We start from the raw sequence: 21961 nt of genomic DNA, 5'->3' as shown, positions 1-21961 counted from the left end.
GTTTCAGCCTTCTTCGATCTGCTCGAGGATCTCGAGCCAGCGCTCCTCGATCTCGGCGATCTCCCTCTCGCGCTCGCGTACTTTTTGACCGAGCGCAGTCAAGCCTTCGAAGTCCGTGGGGTCGTGCTCGGTGAGCTCCGCGTGGATGTTCTCGATTTGCGAGCGGAGCTTATCGATGCGTCGCTCAATCGCACTGGCTTCCTTCTCGGCGGCCCTGCGCTCCGCGCCGGAGAGGCCGCTGGCCGGGGCCGAGGTAGCGTCGGATTTTGCACTGCCTTCGCCCCCACCCGTGCGTTCGCGTTCTTCCTGTGCGCGCAGCGACAGGTATTCGTCCACCCCGCCGGGAAGATGACGGAGAGTCCCTCCCATGACCGCATACTGCTGATCGCTCACGCGCTCAAGGAGGTAGCGATCGTGCGAGACGACAATGAGAGTTCCGGGCCACGAATCGAGCATGTCCTCGAGAGCCGTGAGCATGTCGGTGTCGACGTCGTTCGTGGGTTCGTCCAGAATGAGAACATTCGGTTCGCTCAAGAGCACGAGGAGGAGCTGGAGGCGCCGACGCTGGCCACCCGAGAGATCCTCGACGCGTGTGGAGAGGTGATCCTTGGCAAAACCGAGGCGCTCGAGCAATTTCGCGGGAGTGAAGTCTTTGCCATCGATCGTGAAGGTCGTCTTCGTGCGCGCGAGCACGTCGCGCACGCGCTCGCCAGCGATGTCCTGAAGCTCGCGGAACTGCTGATCGAGGACGGCAATCTCAACGGTCTTGCCGCGCTTAACTCGGCCCTGCGTAGGCTCAAGGGTGCCCGCAATCAAACTGAGGAGCGTGGACTTACCGGCGCCGTTGGCGCCGAGGACGCCGGTACGCTCGCCCGGAGCGATGCGCCACGTGACGTCAGAAAAGATCACGTGATCGCCGTAGCTCACGCCCACGTCAAGGAGGTCAACGACGTCCTTGCCGAGCCGGGCAGTCGCGAGGCGCTTGAGCTCCAATGGGTTCCGCACCTCAGGGACATCCGCGATCAGGGCGTTCGCTGCCTCGATACGGAAGCGGGGCTTCGACGTTCGCGCCGGAGCGCCACGGCGAAGCCAGGCGAGCTCCTTCCGGGCCAGGTTCTGGCGCTTTTGCTCGGTCGCCGCGGCAATACGGTCGCGTTCGACGCGCTGAAGAACATAGGCAGCATAGCCACCTTCGAACGGCTCGACGATGCCGTCGTGAACCTCCCACGTCGACGTGCAAACCTCATCGAGGAACCAACGATCGTGGGTGATGACGATAAAGGCGCCTTGCCCAGCTCCCCAACGCCCTTTGATGTGGCGTGCAAGCCAGTGAATGCCCTCGAGGTCGAGGTGGTTTGTGGGCTCGTCGAGACCGATCACGTCCCAGTCGCCCACGAGCAGCTTGGCAAGCGCCACGCGGCGGCGCTGGCCACCGGAGAGCGCGCCGATGCTGCGCTCGAACGGGATGTCGCTCAGCAGCCCCGCAATAATGTCGCGGATCTTTGGGTCTGAGGCCCACTCGTGCTCGGGGGCATCTCCGACGATTTCCTGCCCGACTGTCGAGGTCTCTTCCAGGTTGTCGGACTGAGACAAAAGCCCCATGCGCACGCCGTTCCTCGGCGTCACGCGCCCGCTGTACGGTTCAAGTTCGCCAAACAGGAGTCGAATGAGAGAACTCTTGCCATCGCCATTGCGCCCCACGATCCCAATGCGATCGCCCTCGAAAATACCGAGGGTGACAGAATCGAGCACGACTCGATTCGGGTACTGAAGATGCAGCTGTTCGGCGCCGACAAGAAGAAGACTCACGCCACGAGCCTACGTCCCTGCCGCCCGACCGACGAAACGGCGGGGCCGCTGATGTGATGCTCTAGCCCTCTTCGGCGCGCGCGCTATTGGCGATGGCGATGAACTCCTCGATCGCAAGTGTTTCACCGCGGCGCTGAGGATCGATGCCGGCGCGCTCGAGGATCGCTCCGGCGCGCTCGCCGCTTCCTGCCCACGGCTTGAGCGCGGCCCGCAGAGTTTTGCGACGCTGGAGAAAAGCGTGGTCGATAACGTCGAACACCGCTTCGCGCGGGGCCTCTCCCTCGGCCTGCACGCGGTCGCGGCGCACGCGCACGAGTGCACTGTCGACGTTTGGCTCCGGCCAGAACACGCGCCTGGAGATACGGCCTGCAAGTTCGCTACTGCCGTACCACGCAGCCTTCGCGCTCGGCGCGCCATAGATTTTTGAGCCGGGTTTTGCGGCGATCCGCTCGGCGACTTCGAGCTGGACCATGACGAGCGCCTCGGTGATCACCTCGAAGCGTTCAAGGATGGTCAGGAGGATGGGAGTCGCAACGTTGTAGGGAAGGTTCGCGACGAGCCGTGTGGGAGCGCTGGGCGCACCCTCCGGAACCGGAAGCACGGAGAGCGCGAGCGCATCCGCATGCACGAGCGCGAGGCGCGAGCTCTCCAGCTGCTTCGCCGCGACGGTAGACGGCAGGAGCGCGGCAAGAGCCTCATCGAGCTCAACTGCCCCGACAAATGCACCCGCATCGAGAAGACCGAGCGTGAGTGAACCGAGCCCGGGCCCGACCTCGAGCACGACGTCGTCGCGCTTCACGCCCGCGCGTTCGACAATCGCGCGCACGGTGTTGGCATCAAGCAGGAAGTTTTGCCCACGCTTCTTCGTGGGGGTAATCCCACGCTCTTCGGCAAGCGCACGAATATCGCGCGGGGTCAGAAGACGCGTACCGCTATCGAGCGCGCGCGAAGTGTCGCTCACCCCTCTGCCCCCGCGAATCCGTAGACCTCTCGCTCGGTCGCGAGGACTCCCGCACACGCCTCCTCGAGGCTCAGGCCCTTCGCCTCAGCGATCACGCGCATCGTGTGCGGAATGAGGTAGCTCGAGTTGGGGCGACCGCGGAAAGGCTCAGGCGTGAGGAACGGGGCATCCGTTTCCACCATGATGCGGTTGAGAGGCGTAATGGCAAGCGCCTCGCGAAGATAGGCGGCGTTTTTGAAGGTCGAGGTACCAGAGAAGGACAGGTACGCGCCACGATCGAGGGCCTCGCGCGCAAACTGCGCGTCGCCGCTAAAGCAATGAAACACCGTGCGCTCCGGGGTGCCCTCGGCATCGAGAACGTCGAGAACGTCGCGATGTGCGTCGCGATCATGGATTTGCATGGGAAGGCCCTTTTCTTTCGCGAGCGCGATATGCATGCGGAAGCTTTGGATCTGCGCCTCACGCCGTTCGGGCTTCTTGCGGGAGGTACGGAACCAGTCGAGCCCGGTCTCGCCAATCGTCACCATGCCGGGAGTGTCGAGGAGATCGGAAATCTCCGCGATTGCCTCGTCAAGAGAGCAAAGTTCCTCGCCGTTGCGTCCCTTGCCGGTTACGACATGATTGACCGCATCATTCGGGTGGATCGACACACCCCCTCGCAAGCGCTCTGCGACGAACGCTCGGTGCTCGGGGGGAATATGCTCGCCGCGCAGAACGTCGGCCGTCCACCGTGCTGAGACGAGGTCGCAGCCAATCGTGATGATGCCGCGTACCCCGGCACGCTCTGCCCACGCGACATGTTCTTCGATGCCGTGTGACCCCTCACCGTCGGAAAAGTCGAGGTGTGCGTGGTTATCAATCACGGGGCCGGGGAGAGGCTCGGGGGCCTCCGGCCACGTCAAATCGCGAGTGTGGCCGCTTTCGGCGGTTGCGGAACGAGAGTTCACTGCGTTGCTCATGGGGCCATCCTAGTGCGGGGCAAGCGTCGGACCCCGCGCCCGTGAAGCCCAACACACGCGAAGCCTCCTCGCGCGCGGAAAAGCCAAAAATATGCTTAGATTGATTCCTGTTGTGCGCGAGCACTCCCCTTTGGCGATCCCGTGGGACCCAGCCGGGGAATCTAGCCCGTGCGCCACCCAGATTTTTCACGCAGTTCGAGCAAGGAGCGCATCATGGCAGTGCCTAAGTTTAAGATGTCCCGGGCCCGCACCCGTTCGCGCCGCGCGAACTGGAAGGCCGAGACCACCGATCTCGTCAAGGTTACCGTTCGCGGTCGTACCGCCTCGGTTCCGCGCCGCCTCGCGAAGGCGTACCAGCGCGGGCTCATCGAGATCGACGGCTGATTTCAGCACTTCGCGAAAGGGCGCTCCACCTCACGGTGGGGCGCCCTTTCATCTATAGGGGGATTATCCTCTGTTCTTGTGCGCGAGAGCTGCGTCGTAGAGCTCTCGAGCGGATACCCGCTCGTGTTCCCGCGCAACGGCCTTCGCGGCGTCCTTGAGCCGCTCCCCCGTCTCGGCGCGCGCGAGCACAAGTGCCGCCAAATCAGCCAGGTCCTCCTCGCGCGGCGGGGCCGGCGCCACAACGATCACGATCTCGCCGAGTACCTCGGTTTCACGCGCCCACGCGGCGAGCTCGGCAAGGGTTCCCCGCATGATCTCTTCGTGGGTCTTCGTGAGCTCGCGTGCAACGCACGCCTCTCGTTCGGCTCCGAAAACGTCGACCATTGCCTCGAGGCATTCGCGCGTGCGTCGCGGAGATTCGAAGAAAATTAGTGTGCGTGCCTCGCGTGAGAGGCTCTCGAGCACAGACAGACGCTTGCTCGACGTGCGCGGAAGGAAACCTTCGAAGGCAAAGCGATCGGGGGCAATCCCCGAGTGCACAAGCGCGGTGAGAGGCGCGGAAGGACCCGGGAACACGTCGACGGCGATGCCTTCGCGGGCAGCGGCATCGACCGCCCGAAAACCTGGATCGGAGACCACCGGCATCCCCGCATCGGTGACGAGCAATACCTTTTGCCCGCTTCTCGCCGCCTCAAGGAGGGTCTCGGTACGCTCGACTTCGTTGTGTTCGTGATACGCGAGCGTGCGCGCCGTTAGCCTGATGCCGAGCTCGCTCGCCAGCCGCTTTACGCGTCGCGTATCCTCGGCAGCGATCAGATCGGCTTCTCGCAGCGCAACGACGAGCCTGAACGACGCATCGAGAGGATTTCCGATGGGCGTTGCGGCAAGTGCGATAGTTCCAGGTGTGAGCACGGTTTTGTTCTCAGTTTCCACCGTGCGATCCTACCGCGCAGCCCTTTAGGATGGGCTCGTGAGTGATACACGTGCGAGTGGAAGCGGCGGGTCTTCGGTGTCCCCGATGACGGGCAAGCGAGCGGCGCGCCCATCAACGGAGAAAGCCCGCGGGCCATTCGGACTTACCGAGCGCACCACGACGTGGATCCTCGCGCTCGTCCTTGTCGTATGGTCTGGGGCTCTGCGCCTCTATAAGCTCGGCCACGTCAAGACCCTCATCTTCGATGAGGTCTATTACGTGCGCGACGCCTATACGCTCCTTCGCGAGGGCAACGAGCGCGCGTGGGCGAAGGACGTCTCGAAGGCTGCGTTCGAGCGCGGCGACATCGACTCCTACCTGCCCGATCCCCAGTACGTGGTGCACCCGCCCGTCGGCAAATGGGTGATCGCGCTCGGAGAGTGGGCCCTCGGTGCGGACAACCCGTGGGGCTGGCGCATCTCCGTAGCGCTCGTAGGAACGCTAGGCGTCCTCATGCTGTTTTTGACGGTCCGACGCCTGCTCGGCAACACTGCTCTCGCGTTTCTCGCGGCCTACCTGCTCTCCATTGACGGAGTCCACCTCACTCACTCCCGGACGAGTTTGCTCGACCTGATTCTTGGGTTCTTCTGTCTCCTCGCGTTTTACTTTCTCCTCCGGGATCGCGATCAATTTCGCGATGCGCTCGGGAGGATCGAGGGGGCTGCGGAAGGCTTCGGGCACGTCACAGGGGTGCGCTGGTGGCGTATCGCCGCGGGAATTTCGCTCGGCCTCGCATGCGGCGTGAAGTGGTCGGGGCTCTATTTCGTCGCGGTGTTCGGCATCATGACGGTGCTGTGGGACTGGGCGGCGCGTCGACGCTTCGGCGATCCTCGCTGGAAACTTCGCGGCTTCGCGCTCGATGCTATTCCCGCCTTCTTCGCGATCGTCGGCAGTGCACTCGCAACATATGTGCTCTCGTGGACCGGGTGGTTTGCCTCCAAGGACGGGTACTTCCGCAACTGGGCGGCGGAGAACGGACACGCGTCGAACCCGGTGACCGAGGCCCTTGCGTCACTGTGGCACTACCACCAGGAGGCTTACTCGTTCCACGTTGGGCTCAACTCTACGCACACGTATGCCGCCAAACCTTGGCTCTGGCTCCTCCAACTCCGCCCGACGAGCTTCTACTACGAGTCCTACACGTACGGCGAGGCGGGCTGCGAGGTCGAAAAATGCTCGGCAGCCATTACGAATCTCGGCAACCCGTTCATTTGGTGGTTCGGGGCACTGGCGCTTCTCGTTACGCTCGTGGTCGCGATCGTACGGCGAAGCGGTACGGCCGGGGCGATCCTCTCGGGGATTATCGCGGGCTACCTCCCGTGGTTCCTGTACCTCGACCGCACGATCTTCCAGTTCTATTCGGTCGTGTTCGAGCCGTGGCTCATCATGGCGATCGTTTTCGTGTTCGCTCTCATGCTCGGGACGCGCACGGCTTCGCGTACGAGGCGCCGCATCGCAATCTTCGCGATCGCCTCACTCGTGGTGACGATGACGCTCGCCTCGGCGTTCTGGTGGCCACTGTGGACGGCCCAGGTCATTCCTTACGACCTGTGGCGCGCCCACATGTGGTTTGATTCCTGGATCTAGCCCGGGTTCTTTAGGCTGCCGCCTCGACCTGGAGCCACTCGCTCTTCTTCTCGAGGAAGCTCTGTGCCGCGCTCTTCGCGCCCTCGAGGCTATGGTGGGCGCCCCATCCGCACTGGATCTCGTTCGCCGCGGGAACGGCTTGTGCCTCTAGCAGGTCGTTGAGCGTGGCCTCGACGAGTGGTGCCACCTCTTCGGGCGTGTGCTCGCCGCGCATGAGCAAGTAGAAGCCGGTGCGGCAGCCCATGGGCGAAATATCGAGGATGTCGTCGCTGTGGTTTCGAGAGAACTCCGCCATCATGTGCTCGAGCGAATGGACAGTCTCAGTTTCGAGGGCGTCAACATTCGGCTGGGTGAAACGAATATCGAATTTCGTCAACGTGACGCCGCCGAGGTCTTTGCGATCAGCGACCCGGATGTACGGTGCCGCGACGGTACGGTGGTCAAGATTAAAGCTTTCAACGTTCATACGCTCGTTCATCGCGTCTTCCTTTCGGAGGTCGAAGTCTTACGTGCCATCCTATCGACGCGAGCTACGGGCGGTGCGACCCCGTACCACGCCCTGAAACTCCTGGCGCACGTCATCGTCGGCGCTTTTTGGCCACGCGAGCACGATTCTGGTTCCCTCACGCTCGGCGAGGGGCCTGTGGGTGACGTCCTTGCGGGCATGCAACCGAGCAAGGGACATGGGCATGACGGCATAGCCATTGCCTGCGGCGACGGTCGCGACCGCACCTTTAGGCCCGCCGCATTCTTCGAGGCTGAACTGATGTTCACCTTCAAGGTCGCTCTCGGTGAGTTCCTCGCTGAGGCTCAGCGGATTGTCTTTCGCGATTACCGCGACGGGCCGTTCTTCCCAGAGCGGTACTGCATGAATATCCTCGCGCTCGAGAATGGGCCCTGCCGGGCGCGGGGCGCTGTTCCACGGTAGCCGTGCGAATACCATGTCGACAGCCCCGCATGCGAGCGCTTCCTCGGGGGCGCGGTCATCGAGCGGGACCAGCTGCAATTCTGGTCGCGTGGGATCGGTGTGCCAGCGCCGCGCGAAGACGTCGGGCTCAACCCCGGGAATGAACCCCACGCGAAGCGCGCCGCCCGCAGGAAGCCGCGCGCGTTCCGCGGACTTCACTTGAGGAGCGCAACGGTAAAGGGATACGTGTATGCCTCGCCGTTGTTTGCCTTCAACGCGGCAATAATCGGTATCACGATCGTCGCTACCAGAATCGCCAGGCCAATGATCGCAGCGATCAGGATGAAGACGAGCGGGACGAGAAGGAACGAGAGGAAGGTCCCCAGGAAGAAGAAGCCCCACGCGATGAGGCTGTACACGAAAAGGTTGATCGCGAAGTTCAGTGCGCCCGCGGAAGCGTTGCGGACGAAGGGGCTCTTGTCACGATAGATCAGGTAGATCACGAGCGGCCCGACCCACCCGAGCCAGCCGGCCGAGACCAGAGTCGCAATGAGCGTACTGAGGTGCGCGAGAATGGCCCAGGTGCGCTCATCGCTCGTCACGCCACCGGGGCCGCTAAAGCCAGGTGCGCCGGTGCCCTGGCTGCCGGACGTGGGATTGCTAAAGCCGTATGGATTCGAGGGTTGGTCACTCATGGTGGGCTCCTTCATTACGTAGGGATCGTTCACATCGAGAAGCGTGGACGCGCTCAAGCAAGGAATCGAGCTCCTCGTAGCGCTTCTCACTCGTACAGGCAACATACGCCGGGCATTCCTGAGGTGGGATCGCCTCCGCTCCGTCGACGTCACCCGGGCTGCACGTCCACGTGCGAATACTCCCGCCAGCTTTCTCAACGATATGGAAGCCAGCAGCGATATCCCACGGATTAATGCTCGTGAGGGTCGTGGCATCCGCCCACCCCGCGGCCACGAAGCACAGTTCGAGCGCCGCCGAGCCAAGGTTTCGCACTGCCCCCGCGCTTTCGAGCAAGGCGAGCCTCTCGCGTTCGGCGAATGCGCGATCCTCGCAAAGATCGCGAAGTCCCGGGAACCCTGTAAGAACAAGTGCATCCGCAAGCGCTCTTTCGGGATTGGGACCAAGTCGCTTCGTTCCCAGATAGGCAGCAGTGTCATCGGCCCAAAACTCCATGCCGAGGGCAGGTGCATTCACCACACCGCCTACGAGCACATCCTCGACCGCCACGCCAATCGAGATGGCGTACAGCGGATTGCCGGTCGCAAAGTTCGAGGTGCCGTCAATAGGGTCAACGTAAAACGTGACGGCACTCGTGCCCTCGCGGGTTCCGCCCTCTTCACCCACGATTCGGGCATCCGGGCACTTCGCGAGGAGCACCTCGCGAATGCGGTCTTCGCACGCGCGGTCGTGAATCGTCACGATGTCATGAGCGTTTGCCTTGTACTCGCGCTCTACCAGTCCGGCGCCGACGTCCGCGAGGTAGCGAGCGGCAACGCCGGCCGCTTCGCGCGCGATCGCGGTCAGCTGCGCGTACTCGTTCACGTGCAGGCCAGGGGCCGAAGGTTTCTCAGTCACGCCTCTATTCCATCACGTGCCCAACCCTTTATCTGGAAATGCACCTGGCACGGGGCGAGCCGGGGCCGCCTTACGTCAGCGACTCGGCCCTGACGGGCGCCATTTGCACGCAGCTGCCCGCGCGCCCCTCCACGATTGACCCGCGCGCAGCGTCATGCCCGTGGATCTCAACGGGGACGTCTTCGAGGAACGCGACGGGCAAAGTCCCGATGCGGGACAGGCCGCGGATCCTCCCCGCGCCCGCTTCCGGAGCACCGTCGGAAACGCGGAGACTAAGGAGGTGAGGATCGACGAGGGCACGCGCCGGCCCCACGCTGCATTCGCCGGTTGCGTTCAAGACGATCCCGCCGCGGGTCACGAAAACGCCGCGCTCGCGCATTTGCCCCTCGACCCATTGAAGGCCCGCGAGCTCCGCGAGAAATGACGTGTGCGGGGAGGCAAGCGCATCGTCTCGGCTACGTGTTTCGACCACGCGCCCGCCCTCGAGCGCACACACGCGGTCTGCCCACGCGAGAATGTCGAGAACGTCGTGAGTGGCAAACACGAGCGTGCGCGTGCGCGTGAGCTTCGCGATAAGGCCGCGTATCTCGCGTGCGGCGCGGACGTCGAGCGCCGCCATAGGTTCGTCCAAAAGCAAAACACGGGGATCCACCGCAAGTGCGCGAGCAAGCGCACACCTTTGTGCCTGGCCGCCCGAAAGCGTTGAGGGGCGCCTGAGTTCGTACCCTGCGAGCCCCACTTCGGCGGCGAGCTCGCGCGCCCGCTCGCGCGCTTCACGCTTTTTCACGCCGCCGCTCACAAGACCGTAGGCGATGTTGTCGAGAACGCTCATGTGCCCAAAGAGGTGCGCGGATTGCGAGAGGGAGGCAAAGCCACGACGGTGCACGGGAACGCGCGAAATATCCTCGCCGTCCACCTGGATGCGGGCGCGAGCTTTCCTGTCGCCGGAGAGCAGGCCCGCGGTTGCCTCGAGAATGGTCGATTTTCCAGCACCGTTCGGCCCCACGAGGGCGATGTGTTCGCCACGCGCCACCTCGAGGGAAGCTTCAACTCCCCGTTCCGGGCACGAAACGTCGATCAGAAGAGTCACTGCTGGCCCCCCTCGGTCGTGAGAGGCCCTCGCGCGTACACAAGCGACACCGTGAGCAGAGAGAAAGCGGCGAGCAACACCGACAGCCCCACGGCATGCGCGAGGTCGGACTCACGCGCGAGGTAAATCTGAAGAGGCAGGGTCCGTGTGGTTCCCGCAAGCGAGCCCGCGAACGTCAGGGTCGCCCCGAACTCCCCGAGGGACCGCGCGAAGGCAAGCGTCGCAGCGAGAAGGATGGACGGAGCAAACCGCGGGAGGGTCACGGTCGTGAGAACCCGTCGTGGGCGCGCCCCGAGTGACGCTGCCGCTCGTTCTTCGGCGAATCCGCGCGCGCGAAAAGCGCTCTCCAGAGTGAGCACCACGAAGGGAAGGGACACGAATACCTGCGCGAGCACGACCGCGATCGTACTGAACACGATCCGCACTCCCACTGCCTCCATGAGCGGTGCGAGGAGGCTATTACGCCCGTAGGCAAGGACGAGCGCAATCCCCGAAACGACGGGAGGGAGCACGAGTGGGACGAGCACGAAGGCACGCAGTACCGACGACAGGATCCCTCTCGCGCGCGCCAGCACAAGAGCCAGGGCGAAACCAAGAGTGGTCGAGATCGCGCACGCGAGGCTTGCCGTCGTCACCGACAGCAGGGCCGCGGTCACGTTCTCCGAAGCGCTCGCGAGCGCCGGGAGGCTCGCCCATTGCGTTCCTCGTACGAGGGACAGGAGCGGGAACAGGATGCTCAGGCCCGCCACGAGTGCGAGGAGTCCGACGGTTGCCGGAAACCGCGTTCCACCATTACGGTTCACGGGATTCACTTCACCGGGGCGAAACCGGCATCCTCAAAAACCATCTGGCCTTCGTGGCTCAAAACGAGGTCGACGAATTGCTGGGCAGCCTCGCTGTGATTCGCCGTTTCGGCTTCTTTCGTGACCGCGATTTCGTAGGTGTTGGCGAGCCGCTCCGCACCCGCGAGCTCGACCCCGTCAACGGTGTCCTCGGCGCTGGCAACGTCGGTCTCGTACACGATCGCGGCATCGGCCTCCCCGGCGACCACTAAACCGAGTGTGTCCGTCACAGAGTTCTGCTCGGTATCGAACTCGATAGCGTCGACTCCCGCGTTCTTGAGAAGACGATCCGTGAGCTCTCCACACGGCACGGCGCTTGCACACCGCACCGTGACAAGCTCGGGACGTGCAGCAAGGTCGTCGAGGCCCTCAATGCGTTTCGGATTTCCCTCGGCAACGGCGAGCTCAAGCGAGTTTCGTGCAAAAATTTCAGGAAAAGCCGTCACGAGTTTCTTGTCCTTGGCCTTCTGCATCCACGTGTGCGAGGCGGAGGCGAAGACATCCGCAGGTGCGCCGGCATCCATCTGGGTCACGAGGTCTTGAGATCCGGCAAACGTCAAGACGATATCGACGTTTGGATGTTCCTTCTCAAAATCCTTTTCAAGCCTCTCGAAAGTGCTCTTGAGGGAAGCCGCGGCAAAAACAGTGACCGTAGTGCGGTCCTGGGAGGCGTCGGCCCCCTCAGTGACACTACCGCCGCTACATCCCGCGAGCGATGCGGCAACCAGCGTCACTGCTGCTGCCAAGCCTACGAGGCGCTTCATCGTGTCATCCTCCAAGAAGGGAATCGAGATAAGGGGTGGAGAAAAGTCTATCGGGATCCAGTTCGTTCCTCACGGAAACGAACTGTTCAAAGTTCGGGTACAGCTCGCGCAGTTCTGCTTCCCGAAGCCAATGCATTTTTCCCCAGTGCGGGCGCCCCTCGAACTCGACGAGCGTATCGTGCACGAGATGCAGGTAGTCGTCGCTCGGAGCGTGCAAGGGGTTATGGGCCGCGATATACACGGTATCGCGGCCATGAGCGGTCGAAAGCCACACATCGTCGGCAGCGGCGCGGCGAACCTCAAGCGGGAAAATGAGCGAGCGCGTTTTCCCCTCGAGCGCCCGTGTCAGCGCTTCAAAGACCTCCCCGAAGCGGCTCGCGGGAACCGCTAACTCGCATTCGCGAAAACGAGTCCGACGAGAGGCCACATAGAGCTGGTGAGGAAGACCGACGGCTTCCGCAGCGGGCATGAGAGACGAGACCGCGCGTGAGAGCGGACCTTTTGTCGAAGGCACCGCCTGAACGAGGCGGTTGGCAAGAGCGAACGCACCGTTGCCCACAATTTCACTGTCAAGGTACGTGCGCACGCGGCCCATTCCACGATTCGCCGACTGGGCAGGAACGTGATTCAGTTCGCGCACAATTGCGCGCTCTCCCCCGGGAACGAAGAAGAACTCCTGATGGTCTTGCACCATGCTCGTCTCGAGGAAGGTTGCTACGGTCTCGTCAAGCGGCGCCGAATACTCGCGGCGATGGAGCTTGTACAGCGGGATCGTGCGGAGCTTGACCTCGACGATGATGCCGAGCGCGCCGAGGCCGAGTCGAGCGGCCTCAAAGAGCTTCACATTGTGTTCGCGATCTGCCCACACGCAATCGCCATTGGCGAGCATGATCTTGAGGCCCGTCACGAGCCCTGAGACCCCCGTAAAGCGCCCACCCGTCCCGTGGGTACCAGTGCTGATCGCGCCTGCAATCGACTGGCGGTCGACATCCCCCATCACCTCGAGCGCACGGTCGTGCCGGGCGAGCATGGGCCCAATCTCCCACAGCCGCGTACCGGCGCGGAGCGTCACCTCCCCGGTGTCGCTATCGAGGTGCACGAGACCGCGATAGTGATCCAGGGTGAGCAGGGCCCCCTCAGGCTTCGCGATTGCAGAAAACGAGTGCCCCGCCCCTATCGCTCGAATGCCGATTCCGTGGGCGGTTGCGCGCGCGATGTGGTGCACGATCTCCCGCTCACTACGCGGATGCACAACCTGAGTAGGCGCAAACTCAACGTTCTTCGACCAGTTCGCGCGAATCTCACGCGCCGAGCCCAAAGCGACCTTTGCCATGCCCCAGCCTTCCCCTCACGATCAGAAGCCTAAATATACGCGCGTCCGCTTCCACGATAAGTGGGGACGATATCCACGACGCTATCCTCGCTCACGACGGCATAGGTGTCGACATGCTCCGCAACCTCGCCGGCCTTCGCATGCCGCACCCAGACGGTGTCTCCCACCCGCAAACGCTCGGCCGCACTCCCCCGCAGCGGAGTCTGGACCTCGCCCGCGCCTTCGAGCCCCACATAGCCGAGTGAGCGAGGATGGACGACGCGTGGCAACCTATCGATTCCGGGAGGACCACTCGCGACCCAGCCGCCACCAAGGACCGTCGCGACGTTACGCGCAGGGCGCCGCACGACCGGGAACCCGACGACAAGCGCCGGTTCGGGGCGAAACCCTACGAAGTGATCGAAGCTGGCCGGCCCGATCAGGCCCGAGCCCGCAGCTACCTCCGTCACGCTTGGGTCGGAACACGTCGATTCGATGCTTCCGGTGCCCCCACCATTCACGAATTCGAGATCGCTCACCTCACGTACGCGCTTGACGGCCTCGCTGCGGCGCGCCGCCACCTCTCGCGCGCTAAGCGCCTGCATTCCGCGCGTGAGCAGCCGAATCGGGGAGATCCCCCGGTTGGGTGTTCCCGCGATTTGTGACTCGTAGCCCATGACCCCGACGAGCGCGATACCCGGATAGGAGGCGAGGGCGCGCGCGCACTCGCCAACCTGTTCTGGCGTGAACAACGGTGAGCGCAGCGCCCCGAGATGGACACCGCGCAGCGGGGCGTAGGCACAATCGAGTTCGAGGCATACGCGCACGGGAGTAGAGGGCCCGCGTGCGGACCGGCGCGAAGCCTCGATCAGGTCGGCGTGGGCGAGCGAGTCAACCATGAGTGTGACCGCCGCAAGAGCGCGCTCGCTCGCAACGAGACGCTCGAGCGCCTCGCGATCCGCGGTGGGATAGGCGACAAGAACGTCATTGAATCCCTGGTCGACGAGATCGAGGGCCTCGGCAAGGCTAAAGGCGAGGAGCCCGCCTCCGAACGCGCGCTCGGCCCGCTCAATCAAGAAAGGCACACGCAACGACTTGGTTGCGACGCGAATGGGGGTGGATCCTGCGCGTTTTGCAAGCGCCCTGGTATTGGCGTCGAAACGCTCGAGGTCCAGGACAACCACTGGGCGTCGAGCTATGCCGGCTTCTGCCAGGGCACGCTCATAACGGGCGATGTCGCCCATGCTCGGTCGCGCCGAATCCCCTCTCACGATCCTCGGGCCCGCAAGCCTTAGGCGCGGCGGCGGCGCATGACGTCGTCGACGGTGAGCCCAGACCCGATGACCTGGGCGTTAGAGGCGTGGTAGGCACCCTGTTCGGCCTCGGCCTCACGCTCTTCGACATCGGCGGCCTCGAGGGCGCTTCCGGTCGAAAGCGCGCCGTAGCGGAAGCTCACGCGCGAAGCGAAGCGCTCATCGGCGAGAGCCTTGCCCGCCCCGGCTTCACGGGCCTCGAGTACCTGACGCAAGAAGGCTTCGTGGCGCTCGGCCGGGCTCATCTCGCTCGTGCGCGCGGTCTCAACGGCCGACGTTTGCGCGATGTCATCGTGGCAGGCGTCGGAAGCGGCGCCCTTTTCGCCCTCGGCGTCGCTCTCCTCGAAGGATGCTTCTTCGGTCTCGTTAGCCTCGGCCCGAGCGTGATTCGAGCGCAGTGAACGCGTGGTGCGCAACGCGACGAGGTACAGGCCGAGCGCGGCCACCGCCCCTAGCGGAAGCCAAATGCTGGTGAGCGAAAGCGATGTCGTGACGACGCTGACGAGGGTCGCGGCGACGAGGAGAACGAGAAGCACGGTGAGTGCGGTATTGAGGGCCGAACGCGGCGCTCGGTCGTGCACGAGATCCGTGCGCTCCTCAACACCAAAACGCGGGCGGGATGTTGGATCCGCGGGGCGGAGAAGGCTGCGGTTCTCGGGCATGTCGGTCACCTCATGTGAAAAAGAAGAGTAGGTGCGGCAGGCGTCGGTGACGTCCCTGGCGCTCTCGGAGTGGCGCTGCTGAGCGACCTTTTCTGCCTCCCCCAGGGTGTACCGCCGGTCAGCGGTTTTGGGGACGGTATACAGGAGCCACACGCCTACGAGGAGGGCGATCAGCACCGCACCGAGATTAAAGCTGTCCACCCCTCGATCGTAGGGACTCCTCCCGCCCCCACCTCGCACATTCGCCCGCGTGTCGCGCCCGTAGGGCGCACCTCACCGCACGGGTGGGACCCGATCGAGCAAAAGGCCTCTGGCGGGGATCTCCTCGCTGGTGATCGCAAATACGCGATGATCACGCCACGCCCCCGCGACATAGATACTGCGCTCGCGAATGCCCTCTTCCCGCAACCCCAGTTTTTCGACGACTCGGAGGGAAGCAGAGTTCGCGGGTCGCACAAGGATTTCGACGCGGTGAAGCCCCTCCCCAATGAGGACTTCTTCGAGCGCGAGAGCGAGGGCACGCGGCGCAATCCCACGCCCCGCCCACTCGGGACTCACCCAATACCCCGCGTGTGCGGTCGATATTGACCCGAACACGATCGGCGAAAAACCGATGTGCCCCACGAAGGCACGCTCGTGAAAAACCCCAAGCGATGACCACGGAATCTCGCGGCCCTGACGCCTCAGAGCGGTGAACTGTGCCCCGTAGGAAGGATAGGGCTCGCCATCGCCCCCATCGCCCCACGAAGGATCGCGCGCTTCCCACCGCTCGAGCCATTGAGCGCTGCGCTCACGCGCGCGCACGTACGCTTTGCGATCACGGCGGACGAAAGGCCGGAGCGTGAGCGGAGCATCACGGAGTCTCATGAAGCGAAGCCTAGCGCCTAGGAGCATGTTCAGCCGCACCGGTCGATCGCCGCGCAGCTAGAACGATGGTCCTTGTGACACGATGGGTCCATGAACGCATCCCTCACACCCGCAACGAAGCGCGAGCTCCGCCGCGAGATCCTCCGCGCTCGCCGTGAAACCTACGTAGCCGAGGTAGCCCGAGAGAGCTCCGCGCGCATCCGAGCGCAGCTCGAGGAGCACATTGACCCGTGGATCAGCGCCCGCGACCGCTGCCTCGTCATCGCCGGCTACAGCCCCGTGTCAGCCGAAGCGAGCGCCCTCGGCTGGCTTCGCCGTAAGGCGCGCGAGGGCCACACGGTCATCCTGCCCACGTTCGAAGGAGAGCTCCTGGGGTGGCGCGCGTGGGACGGGGAGGAAACGCTCGCCCCCTCCGACGGCGCGAAATTTGGTTCCGAGCCGACGGGCACGTCCTTCGGGAGTGAAGGCCTCGCCCACGCCGACCTCGTCATTACGCCCGCGGTCGCGGTTGACCGATCCGGCACGCGCCTCGGGCACGGCAAGGGCTACTATGACCGGGCCCTCGCGTACGCCCGTCCAGAAACCCGCGTACTCACCCTGATCCACGAAACCGAGCTTCTCGATGCCGGCGCGCTGCCCCGCGAAGAACACGATGTTCCGATCCCCGAGGTTCTCACCGAGGCCGGACTCGAAAGCCTCAGCACTCCGGTCTAGCTGTACTGGCCGGGGACGTTGGTTAATCGTGAGAAGGGCGGCTGGTTGCCGCAGGCTGTGTGTGGCCGGTGGTGGTTGTAGTAGTGCAGACAGCCGTCGAGTTCTCCGCGGCGTTCGGCCTCGGAGGTGTAGCAGCGGGCATAGGCCCAGCCGTCGGCCAAGGTCCGGTGGAATCTCTCGATCTTGCCGTTGGTCTGCGGCCGATACGGACGGGTGCGCTTGTGCTTGATCCCGAGCTCGGCACAGGTGTCTCGCCACAGGTGTGAGCGGTAGGCGCCACCGTTGTCGGACAGGACGCGCTCGACGGTGATGCTGCGGGCGTTGAACCACTCGACAGCCCGCACCAGGACCGCTGTGGCGGTGATCGAGATTTCATCGTCGTGGATCTCGGCGTAGGCCACGCGGGAGTGGTCGTCGATGACAGTGTGGACAAAGGCCTTGCCCATCAACGGGTCCCGGTACTTGTCTCTGGGGTTGTCGGGGGTGGCGGCTCGGTTCTTCTCGCCTTGTCGTCGGCCGACGTAGCGCCAGCCGCCGCCGTCGGGGGTGTTGCCGAGCTTCTTCACGTCGACATGGAGCATCGCACCGGGATGGTCGTGCTCGTAGCGACGGACCGGCTCACCGGTGGCGCGATCAACATGCGACAGCCGGTTCAGGTGGGCGTCGGTCAGGATCCGATGAACCGTCGACGGCGCGATCCCCAGTCGACAGGCCAACTGCACGGGACCTTCCCTCAAGCGGAGCCGCAGCTGGATGCAGCGCTTCGTCGTCTTCGTATCGGTATTGTTGGGCGAGTGGTGTGGGCGCGAGGAGCGGTCCTGCATGGACTCGCCGGTGCGGTAGCGCTCTGCCCAGCGCTTCACGGTCGGCCAGGAGACCTGGAAGCGGGCGGCGACCTCGCTGATGGGCCAGCCCTCGTCGACGACGAGGCGACCGACGACGAGGCGACCGACGATCAGTCGATACCGTGGGGTGAGTGCGGCGTTGGCGTGTGACACGGTGTCCTCGGGGGAATGAGTAGGAGGTCTGGTGATGGATGAAGTCCTCAAAGGAGTCGGTCCTCGGCTGCGGAGCATCCGCCTGTCGCGTGACCTGACGTTGGGCGACGTGGCCGAGGCAACAGGCTTGTCGGCCTCGACATTGTCACGACTGGAATCAGGGGGCCGGAGACCCACACTGGAGCTGCTGCTCGCGTTGTCCGCCCTGTATGACCTACCCCTGGACGATCTGGTGGGAGCCCCGCCAGTGGGAGATCCACGGGTCTATCCGCGTCCTCTACGGCGCAACGGCATGACGGTGGTGCCCCTGACGCACTTCCCGGGCCCGCAGCAAGCGCTGAAGATGGTGATTCCCAGCACGAAGTCGACGCCCGCCCTTCGCCGACACGATGGCTACGAATGGCTTTACGTTCTGTCTGGCGAACTACGGCTCATCGTCGGGGACCATGACGTGTTACTCACGGTGGGACAGGCAGCTGAGTTCGACACCACCACACCGCACTGGTTCGGTAGCACTGGGACATCGGCCGTGGAGGTCCTCAGCCTGCTGGGACTCCGAGGGCAGAGAATCCACCTCGCTGGCTCGGTGGAGGCCAACTCAGGCGCAGCGATGCACAACCGTGTGGACGAGCTGCCCTGACAGCCAGATGCCCACTCCGTAGGAAGTGTGGGCGCGCAGGCTGCCGAGCCGTGCTTGCTTGGGATTGGGGGTCTTGGCCGCCGCCACGCCCATCCCGAAACAAGGCTGCATGAGCAGCCAAGGCGCCCCCAGCGTGGCCAGTCCCCATGCTACCGCGGGTATGAAACGCGGCCGCTCGAGCCAGCCTGGATCAGCGGCGGCCAGCGCAACGGCGAAGCCCGTCCCGATGGCGTAATGGGCCGCCCAGCCCAACTCCTTCTCGTGAGGGACGGGCTCGGCTGCCATGATCGAATCGTGCCGGAAGACACCGGCGGGCATGTGCCCAAGCCATCGACCAACCATCGCGTAGTCCAATGACCTGGAGCCACGAGTACGGCGCAGCATCTCCGCCACCCCGTCCATCACGATGGTTGCTCCCACGCCGACAGCAGCAGCTTGGACAAGTTCTCCGACACCGATACGCATAACCTTTACCTCTCGTAGACAGTTCCATTACCGCACACCACCAAAAGAGCCAGCAACTGTTCTTGCTGATTCAGCAAACTTGATCAACGTGCCCGGTCAGTACATCTACCGCTGCCCTCGCAGCGGTACGCGCTCCACATCGCTCTGCCTTCCCCACCTCAGATCTAGACGCCCCACGCGCCGAAATCCGGCCTTAGCGTGGGGCACATGGGAGAACATTCATCGCTCGAGCGGGCTCGTCGCGCGCTCGCCACGGCAGCCCCACACGTGAGGCGCGCAATACGAAAGAACAGAGCGCTACTGGCCCTCGTCGCCATCGCCGGGTTCGTGAGCCTCAGCGCTCCGCCACTCGCTGCGCACGTGCTTCCGGGGACCCCGGTCGTTGTCGCCGCGCACGCAATCGCCGCTGGGGAGACTCTCGACGACAGTGACCTCACGACGGTTATGGTGAGGCCCGATCTCATCCCCGCCGGTGCGTCACGGCAGCCACACGAGCTCGTAGGCGAAAGCACGGCAGGCACCATCAACCAAGGCGACCTGGTTCTTCGCGAGAATCTTCGCGAGGCCGCTCCCTCACTCGACCCCGAGCACGCTCTCGTGTCGATCCCGATCGCGCCGGGGAGTGTCGTTGAGGGTGCCGAGGCGGGAACTCAACTGAGGCTCGTGTGCGAACGCCCCTCGTCGTCGATAAATGCAGACCGCCCCGTTACTCTCAGCGAGGTCCGCGCAGTTTTGCGCGAATCTCATGGCTCCGCGGATAGCTCTGGGACGATGTTCGCGGCCTCCGGCTCACCCACGGCCACGGTCGAAATCGATCGTGCGCACATTTCAACTATTGCGCATTGCACATCCGGTACTCCCCCGTTTGTCGCTGTTGTCCGCTAGTTTGTCTTTCGAAAACTTAAACTGGCTATCGCCAGATCTACTCCGAATACCCTTATCGAAAGGAACGGCCGTGAACGGATTCAAGGAATTCATCATGAAGGGCAACGTTCTCGACCTCGCGGTCGGCGTTGTCATCGGCGGTGCATTCACCGCCCTCATCAAGGCTTTCGTCGATCACCTCATTCAGCCCGTCGTCGCCGTCTTCGGCGGCGCAAACGTTGATGGCTTCGCCTACCGCATCATCGCCGATAACAAGGCGACCACCCTCGACTTTGGTGCGATCATCTCCGCGGTCATCTCGTTCCTCATCACCGCGGCAGTCGTGTACTTCGTCTTCGTTCTGCCCGTCAACAAGGCGCGTGAACTCGACAAGAAGCGCCGCGGCATCACGGAGGAGGTCACGGAACTCACCGACATCGACCTTCTCACCGACATCCGCGACCTTCTCAAGGCGCAGAACACCAAGTAAGCCTCAACTCGCATATGCGAGTTGAGCACCGCGCCCCGGCGGCACGGCGCGAACCTCACGGTTTCGCCCGGCCCCGGGGCTTTCTCATGACCGGTTGCTTCTTCCTGCAGCGAAGCCCAGTCCCGGACCTTAAGATCAACCGCGCCTACCTGCATCCCCTCAACGGCGCGCCCCATAGGCAGTCCTCGCGAGCGCCTGCCGAACCTCGGTAGCATGGAGCGCTATGCATTCATGCCCCGACCTCTACGAGCCAGTCGCCACGTGGTTTGCGACCCACCGTCGGCCCCTACCCTGGCGTGATTCGCACACGAGCCCATGGGGCGTTCTCGTCAGCGAAATCATGAGCCAACAAACCCCCGTGTCCCGCGTTGCAGAACCCTGGCGCGCGTGGATGAAGCGTTGGCCAACCGCGCACGCGCTCGCCCATGCCGACGCGGCCGAAGTCCTGCTCGCGTGGGGATCTCTCGGCTACCCCCGGCGCGCCCTCAGACTTCTCGATTGCGCGCGCATTGTCGAGCGGGACTACGGCGGAGAACTCCCGGTGGGCGTCGACGCGCTCACGTCGCTACCGGGAATCGGCTCCTACACCGCCGCGGCAGTTGCATGTTTCGCGCAGGGGCAGCGCGCTTGCGTGCTCGATACCAACATCAGGCGCGTACTGACGCGAGTGCTCGACGCCAAACCCTCGGTTAAAGCACACGTGACGAAGCACGACCGAGACCGCTTCGGTGCGCTGGTCCCCGAGGACCCCGAACGGGCACGCATATGGAATGAGGGCATCATGGAGCTCGGCGCGCTCGTGTGCCGTGCCCGCACGCCCCTATGCGAGGCATGCCCACTCGCGCCTCACTGCGCGTGGCTTGCTGCTGGACGCCCCGGTCTCGGCGAACGCACAACACGCCCGCAAGGGTATGAAGGAACAGATCGACAGATCCGCGGAAAAATCCTCAAAACTCTGCGCGAGGGTGGTGAGGCCACCGTCGGAACCCTCGAGGGTGAAAGCGGGACGGACCCAGACCGCTTCGAAAGGCTTCTCGCCGACCTCCTTGACGAAGGGTTCATCTCGCGCACGCCGGAGGGAAAAATCGCTCTCGGTTCGCCTTCGCGATTCTCACCGCGGAACTAGCGGTTCGCGCGCGGGTCAGGCCCGTTCCGTCGTCTGCTTCGCTTTCAATGCGTGAAACTTTCGGACGACGCGCTCAACGAGAAGCGAGAAGGCGAACGCCAATACGAGCGCCGCGACGATTCCAAGCAGCGGATGCGCCTCGAACCACTGGCCGGCAAGTGCCCCGATAAGGCTTGAATAGACGGCCCACATGAAGGTCGCGAGAATAATGCGCGGCGTAAAAAGAGCACGCGGATACTCAAGACCACCGGCGACGAGGTTCACCGCCGTGCGCCCAAGGGGAATGAACCGCGCCGTCATGAGATAGGTGAAGGCGTGCCGCTCGAGGCCACGCTCCGCGGCCTCGACCGCTCGATGCCCGCGACGGCCCTCGTTAAAGAAAGAGAGCTTCTGCCACGGAAGCATACGGCCAATCTGGTAGGTCACGTGGTCGCCGACCGCGGCCCCTGCCCAGCCCGCCAGGATGAGCAGAATAAGCGACGGCTTACCGGAGGTCGCCCACAGGGACCCGAGCGCGACGAGCAACGATTCGCTGGGAACCGTGGGAAAGAAAGCGTCCACGAGGGAGAAGGCGGCGACCACGAGGTGGACCCACCACGCTTCTCCCGCGTGGACGACAATCTCTTCAACGACGTGCATGTCTA

25 protein-coding genes are annotated in these 21961 nt (G+C 64.0%); 7 read left to right on the top strand and 18 right to left on the bottom strand.

Features of this window, described 5'->3' with window-relative positions; all coding sequences use genetic code 11:
- Positions 1-3: 3 nt before the first annotated feature.
- The 3 genes from DEHOM01_RS02635 to DEHOM01_RS02625 all read right to left on the bottom strand — a co-directional run bounded on the left by DEHOM01_RS02635 (position 4) and on the right by DEHOM01_RS02625 (position 3729).
- The gene (locus tag DEHOM01_RS02635) at positions 4-1809 is read right to left on the bottom strand and encodes an ABC-F family ATP-binding cassette domain-containing protein (RefSeq protein WP_061211344.1); all 1806 of its coding nucleotides are present in this window, start codon (positions 1807-1809) and stop codon (positions 4-6) included.
- Positions 1810-1870: 61 nt separating this feature from the next.
- Positions 1871-2770 carry a 16S rRNA (adenine(1518)-N(6)/adenine(1519)-N(6))-dimethyltransferase RsmA gene (rsmA, locus tag DEHOM01_RS02630; protein WP_061211343.1) on the bottom strand — a complete coding sequence of 300 codons (900 nt, stop codon included), beginning with the start codon at positions 2768-2770 and terminating at the stop codon, positions 1871-1873.
- Positions 2767-3729, bottom strand: coding sequence for a TatD family hydrolase (locus DEHOM01_RS02625; RefSeq protein WP_061211342.1), 963 nt, complete (start codon positions 3727-3729; stop codon positions 2767-2769). Before DEHOM01_RS02625 ends, rsmA begins: the two co-directional genes overlap by 4 nt.
- A gap of 213 nt (positions 3730-3942) precedes the next feature.
- Here DEHOM01_RS02625 and rpmF point away from each other — a divergent pair, with 213 nt between their 5' ends.
- Positions 3943-4113 carry a 50S ribosomal protein L32 gene (gene rpmF / locus DEHOM01_RS02620; protein ID WP_016664359.1) on the top strand — a complete coding sequence of 57 codons (171 nt, stop codon included), beginning with the start codon at positions 3943-3945 and terminating at the stop codon, positions 4111-4113.
- A 63-nt stretch (positions 4114-4176) separates the two neighbouring features.
- Here rpmF and rsmI read toward each other — a convergent pair whose 3' ends face one another.
- Complete coding sequence (gene rsmI / locus DEHOM01_RS02615) at positions 4177-5046, bottom strand: 16S rRNA (cytidine(1402)-2'-O)-methyltransferase (protein ID WP_082738659.1); 870 nt, start codon at positions 5044-5046, stop codon at positions 4177-4179.
- Between the two features lie 37 nt (positions 5047-5083).
- Between rsmI and DEHOM01_RS02610 the strand changes: the two genes are divergently transcribed.
- Positions 5084-6673, top strand: coding sequence for a dolichyl-phosphate-mannose--protein mannosyltransferase (locus DEHOM01_RS02610; protein WP_061211341.1), 1590 nt, complete (start codon positions 5084-5086; stop codon positions 6671-6673).
- A gap of 10 nt (positions 6674-6683) precedes the next feature.
- Here the strand turns inward: DEHOM01_RS02610 and DEHOM01_RS02605 are convergent, their stop codons facing one another.
- From DEHOM01_RS02605 to DEHOM01_RS02555, 11 genes are all read right to left on the bottom strand, one after another.
- Entirely contained in the window at positions 6684-7151 is a 468-nt protein-coding gene (locus tag DEHOM01_RS02605; protein ID WP_034372819.1) for an S-ribosylhomocysteine lyase, read from the bottom strand.
- A gap of 39 nt (positions 7152-7190) precedes the next feature.
- Complete coding sequence (locus DEHOM01_RS02600) at positions 7191-7799, bottom strand: LysR family transcriptional regulator substrate-binding protein (protein WP_061211340.1); 609 nt, start codon at positions 7797-7799, stop codon at positions 7191-7193.
- Complete coding sequence (locus DEHOM01_RS02595; protein ID WP_061211339.1) at positions 7796-8275, bottom strand: DUF4870 domain-containing protein; 480 nt, start codon at positions 8273-8275, stop codon at positions 7796-7798. Before DEHOM01_RS02595 ends, DEHOM01_RS02600 begins: the two co-directional genes overlap by 4 nt.
- Positions 8268-9170, bottom strand: a complete 903-nt coding sequence (locus tag DEHOM01_RS02590) for an inositol monophosphatase family protein (protein ID WP_082738658.1) — start codon at positions 9168-9170, stop codon at positions 8268-8270. The genes DEHOM01_RS02595 and DEHOM01_RS02590 overlap by 8 nt, the downstream gene beginning before the upstream one ends.
- Before the next feature lie 70 nt (positions 9171-9240).
- Complete coding sequence (locus DEHOM01_RS02585; RefSeq protein WP_061211338.1) at positions 9241-10260, bottom strand: sulfate/molybdate ABC transporter ATP-binding protein; 1020 nt, start codon at positions 10258-10260, stop codon at positions 9241-9243.
- Positions 10257-11063 carry a molybdate ABC transporter permease subunit gene (gene modB / locus DEHOM01_RS02580; RefSeq protein WP_061211395.1) on the bottom strand — a complete coding sequence of 269 codons (807 nt, stop codon included), beginning with the start codon at positions 11061-11063 and terminating at the stop codon, positions 10257-10259. The genes DEHOM01_RS02585 and modB overlap by 4 nt, the downstream gene beginning before the upstream one ends.
- A 5-nt stretch (positions 11064-11068) precedes the next feature.
- Entirely contained in the window at positions 11069-11866 is a 798-nt protein-coding gene (modA, locus tag DEHOM01_RS02575; RefSeq protein WP_061211337.1) for a molybdate ABC transporter substrate-binding protein, read from the bottom strand.
- A gap of 4 nt (positions 11867-11870) precedes the next feature.
- A complete protein-coding gene (locus tag DEHOM01_RS02570) occupies positions 11871-13199 on the bottom strand; it encodes a D-arabinono-1,4-lactone oxidase (RefSeq protein WP_061211336.1) in 1329 nt (442 codons plus the stop codon).
- A 29-nt stretch (positions 13200-13228) separates the two neighbouring features.
- Positions 13229-14449 (bottom strand): alanine racemase, encoded by a 1221-nt coding sequence (locus DEHOM01_RS02565; RefSeq protein ID WP_369405718.1) that lies wholly within the window; start codon positions 14447-14449, stop codon positions 13229-13231.
- Positions 14450-14469: 20 nt separating this feature from the next.
- Positions 14470-15354, bottom strand: a complete 885-nt coding sequence (locus DEHOM01_RS02560) for a hypothetical protein (RefSeq protein WP_061211334.1) — start codon at positions 15352-15354, stop codon at positions 14470-14472.
- A gap of 72 nt (positions 15355-15426) precedes the next feature.
- Positions 15427-16020, bottom strand: coding sequence for a GNAT family N-acetyltransferase (locus tag DEHOM01_RS02555; protein WP_167346635.1), 594 nt, complete (start codon positions 16018-16020; stop codon positions 15427-15429).
- 90 nt (positions 16021-16110) lie between these two features.
- Here DEHOM01_RS02555 and DEHOM01_RS02550 point away from each other — a divergent pair, with 90 nt between their 5' ends.
- The gene (locus DEHOM01_RS02550; protein ID WP_061211333.1) at positions 16111-16734 is read left to right on the top strand and encodes a 5-formyltetrahydrofolate cyclo-ligase; all 624 of its coding nucleotides are present in this window, start codon (positions 16111-16113) and stop codon (positions 16732-16734) included.
- Here the strand turns inward: DEHOM01_RS02550 and DEHOM01_RS02545 are convergent.
- A complete protein-coding gene (locus DEHOM01_RS02545) occupies positions 16731-17732 on the bottom strand; it encodes an IS481 family transposase (protein ID WP_061211332.1) in 1002 nt (333 codons plus the stop codon). The two genes, DEHOM01_RS02550 and DEHOM01_RS02545, sit on opposite strands and share 4 nt — an antisense overlap.
- A 34-nt stretch (positions 17733-17766) precedes the next feature.
- On the opposite strand from DEHOM01_RS02545, the gene DEHOM01_RS02540 reads away from it, so the two are divergent.
- On the top strand, positions 17767-18372 hold the full coding sequence (locus DEHOM01_RS02540) for a helix-turn-helix domain-containing protein (RefSeq protein WP_061211393.1): 606 nt from the start codon (positions 17767-17769) through the stop codon (positions 18370-18372).
- Here the strand turns inward: DEHOM01_RS02540 and DEHOM01_RS02535 are convergent.
- Positions 18331-18837 carry a DUF2938 domain-containing protein gene (locus DEHOM01_RS02535; RefSeq protein WP_061211331.1) on the bottom strand — a complete coding sequence of 169 codons (507 nt, stop codon included), beginning with the start codon at positions 18835-18837 and terminating at the stop codon, positions 18331-18333. The two genes, DEHOM01_RS02540 and DEHOM01_RS02535, sit on opposite strands and share 42 nt — an antisense overlap.
- 207 nt (positions 18838-19044) lie before the next feature.
- Between DEHOM01_RS02535 and DEHOM01_RS02530 the strand changes: the two genes are divergently transcribed.
- The 3 genes from DEHOM01_RS02530 (at position 19045) to DEHOM01_RS02520 (ending at position 21317) form a co-directional block, all read left to right on the top strand.
- Entirely contained in the window at positions 19045-19722 is a 678-nt protein-coding gene (locus DEHOM01_RS02530; RefSeq protein WP_061211330.1) for an SAF domain-containing protein, read from the top strand.
- A 70-nt stretch (positions 19723-19792) separates the two neighbouring features.
- A complete protein-coding gene (mscL, locus tag DEHOM01_RS02525; RefSeq protein WP_016664342.1) occupies positions 19793-20191 on the top strand; it encodes a large conductance mechanosensitive channel protein MscL in 399 nt (132 codons plus the stop codon).
- A gap of 223 nt (positions 20192-20414) precedes the next feature.
- Positions 20415-21317, top strand: coding sequence for an HhH-GPD family protein (locus DEHOM01_RS02520; protein ID WP_061211329.1), 903 nt, complete (start codon positions 20415-20417; stop codon positions 21315-21317).
- Between the two features lie 15 nt (positions 21318-21332).
- Here the strand turns inward: DEHOM01_RS02520 and DEHOM01_RS02515 are convergent, their stop codons facing one another.
- Positions 21333-21956: a DedA family protein gene (locus tag DEHOM01_RS02515; RefSeq protein WP_061211328.1), complete on the bottom strand. Its 624-nt coding sequence runs from the start codon at positions 21954-21956 to the stop codon at positions 21333-21335.
- Positions 21957-21961: the final 5 nt, after the last annotated feature.

This window comes from Dermabacter hominis NBRC 106157 (assembly GCF_001570785.1).
GTDB lineage: Bacteria > Actinomycetota > Actinomycetes > Actinomycetales > Dermabacteraceae > Dermabacter > Dermabacter hominis.
This window is presented reverse-complemented; position numbering and strand designations above follow the sequence as displayed.

Excerpts from the sequence above, each read along its gene's own strand:
- DEHOM01_RS02540 (WP_061211393.1), top strand. The coding sequence starts at position 17,767 with ATGGATGAAGTCCTCAAAGGAGTCGGTCCTCGGCTGCGGAGCATCCGC.
- DEHOM01_RS02625 (WP_061211342.1), bottom strand. The coding sequence starts at position 3,729 with ATGAGCAACGCAGTGAACTCTCGTTCCGCAACCGCCGAAAGCGGCCAC.
- DEHOM01_RS02570 (WP_061211336.1), bottom strand. The coding sequence starts at position 13,199 with ATGGCAAAGGTCGCTTTGGGCTCGGCGCGTGAGATTCGCGCGAACTGG.
- DEHOM01_RS02515 (WP_061211328.1), bottom strand. The coding sequence starts at position 21,956 with ATGCACGTCGTTGAAGAGATTGTCGTCCACGCGGGAGAAGCGTGGTGG.
- DEHOM01_RS02555 (WP_167346635.1), bottom strand. The coding sequence starts at position 16,020 with ATGAGACTCCGTGATGCTCCGCTCACGCTCCGGCCTTTCGTCCGCCGT.
- DEHOM01_RS02535 (WP_061211331.1), bottom strand. The coding sequence starts at position 18,837 with ATGCGTATCGGTGTCGGAGAACTTGTCCAAGCTGCTGCTGTCGGCGTG.
- DEHOM01_RS02605 (WP_034372819.1), bottom strand. The coding sequence starts at position 7,151 with ATGAACGAGCGTATGAACGTTGAAAGCTTTAATCTTGACCACCGTACC.
- rpmF (WP_016664359.1), top strand. The coding sequence starts at position 3,943 with ATGGCAGTGCCTAAGTTTAAGATGTCCCGGGCCCGCACCCGTTCGCGC.
- modA (WP_061211337.1), bottom strand. The coding sequence starts at position 11,866 with ATGAAGCGCCTCGTAGGCTTGGCAGCAGCAGTGACGCTGGTTGCCGCA.
- DEHOM01_RS02595 (WP_061211339.1), bottom strand. The coding sequence starts at position 8,275 with ATGAGTGACCAACCCTCGAATCCATACGGCTTTAGCAATCCCACGTCC.
- DEHOM01_RS02520 (WP_061211329.1), top strand. The coding sequence starts at position 20,415 with ATGCATTCATGCCCCGACCTCTACGAGCCAGTCGCCACGTGGTTTGCG.
- DEHOM01_RS02550 (WP_061211333.1), top strand. The coding sequence starts at position 16,111 with ATGAACGCATCCCTCACACCCGCAACGAAGCGCGAGCTCCGCCGCGAG.
- DEHOM01_RS02530 (WP_061211330.1), top strand. The coding sequence starts at position 19,045 with ATGGGAGAACATTCATCGCTCGAGCGGGCTCGTCGCGCGCTCGCCACG.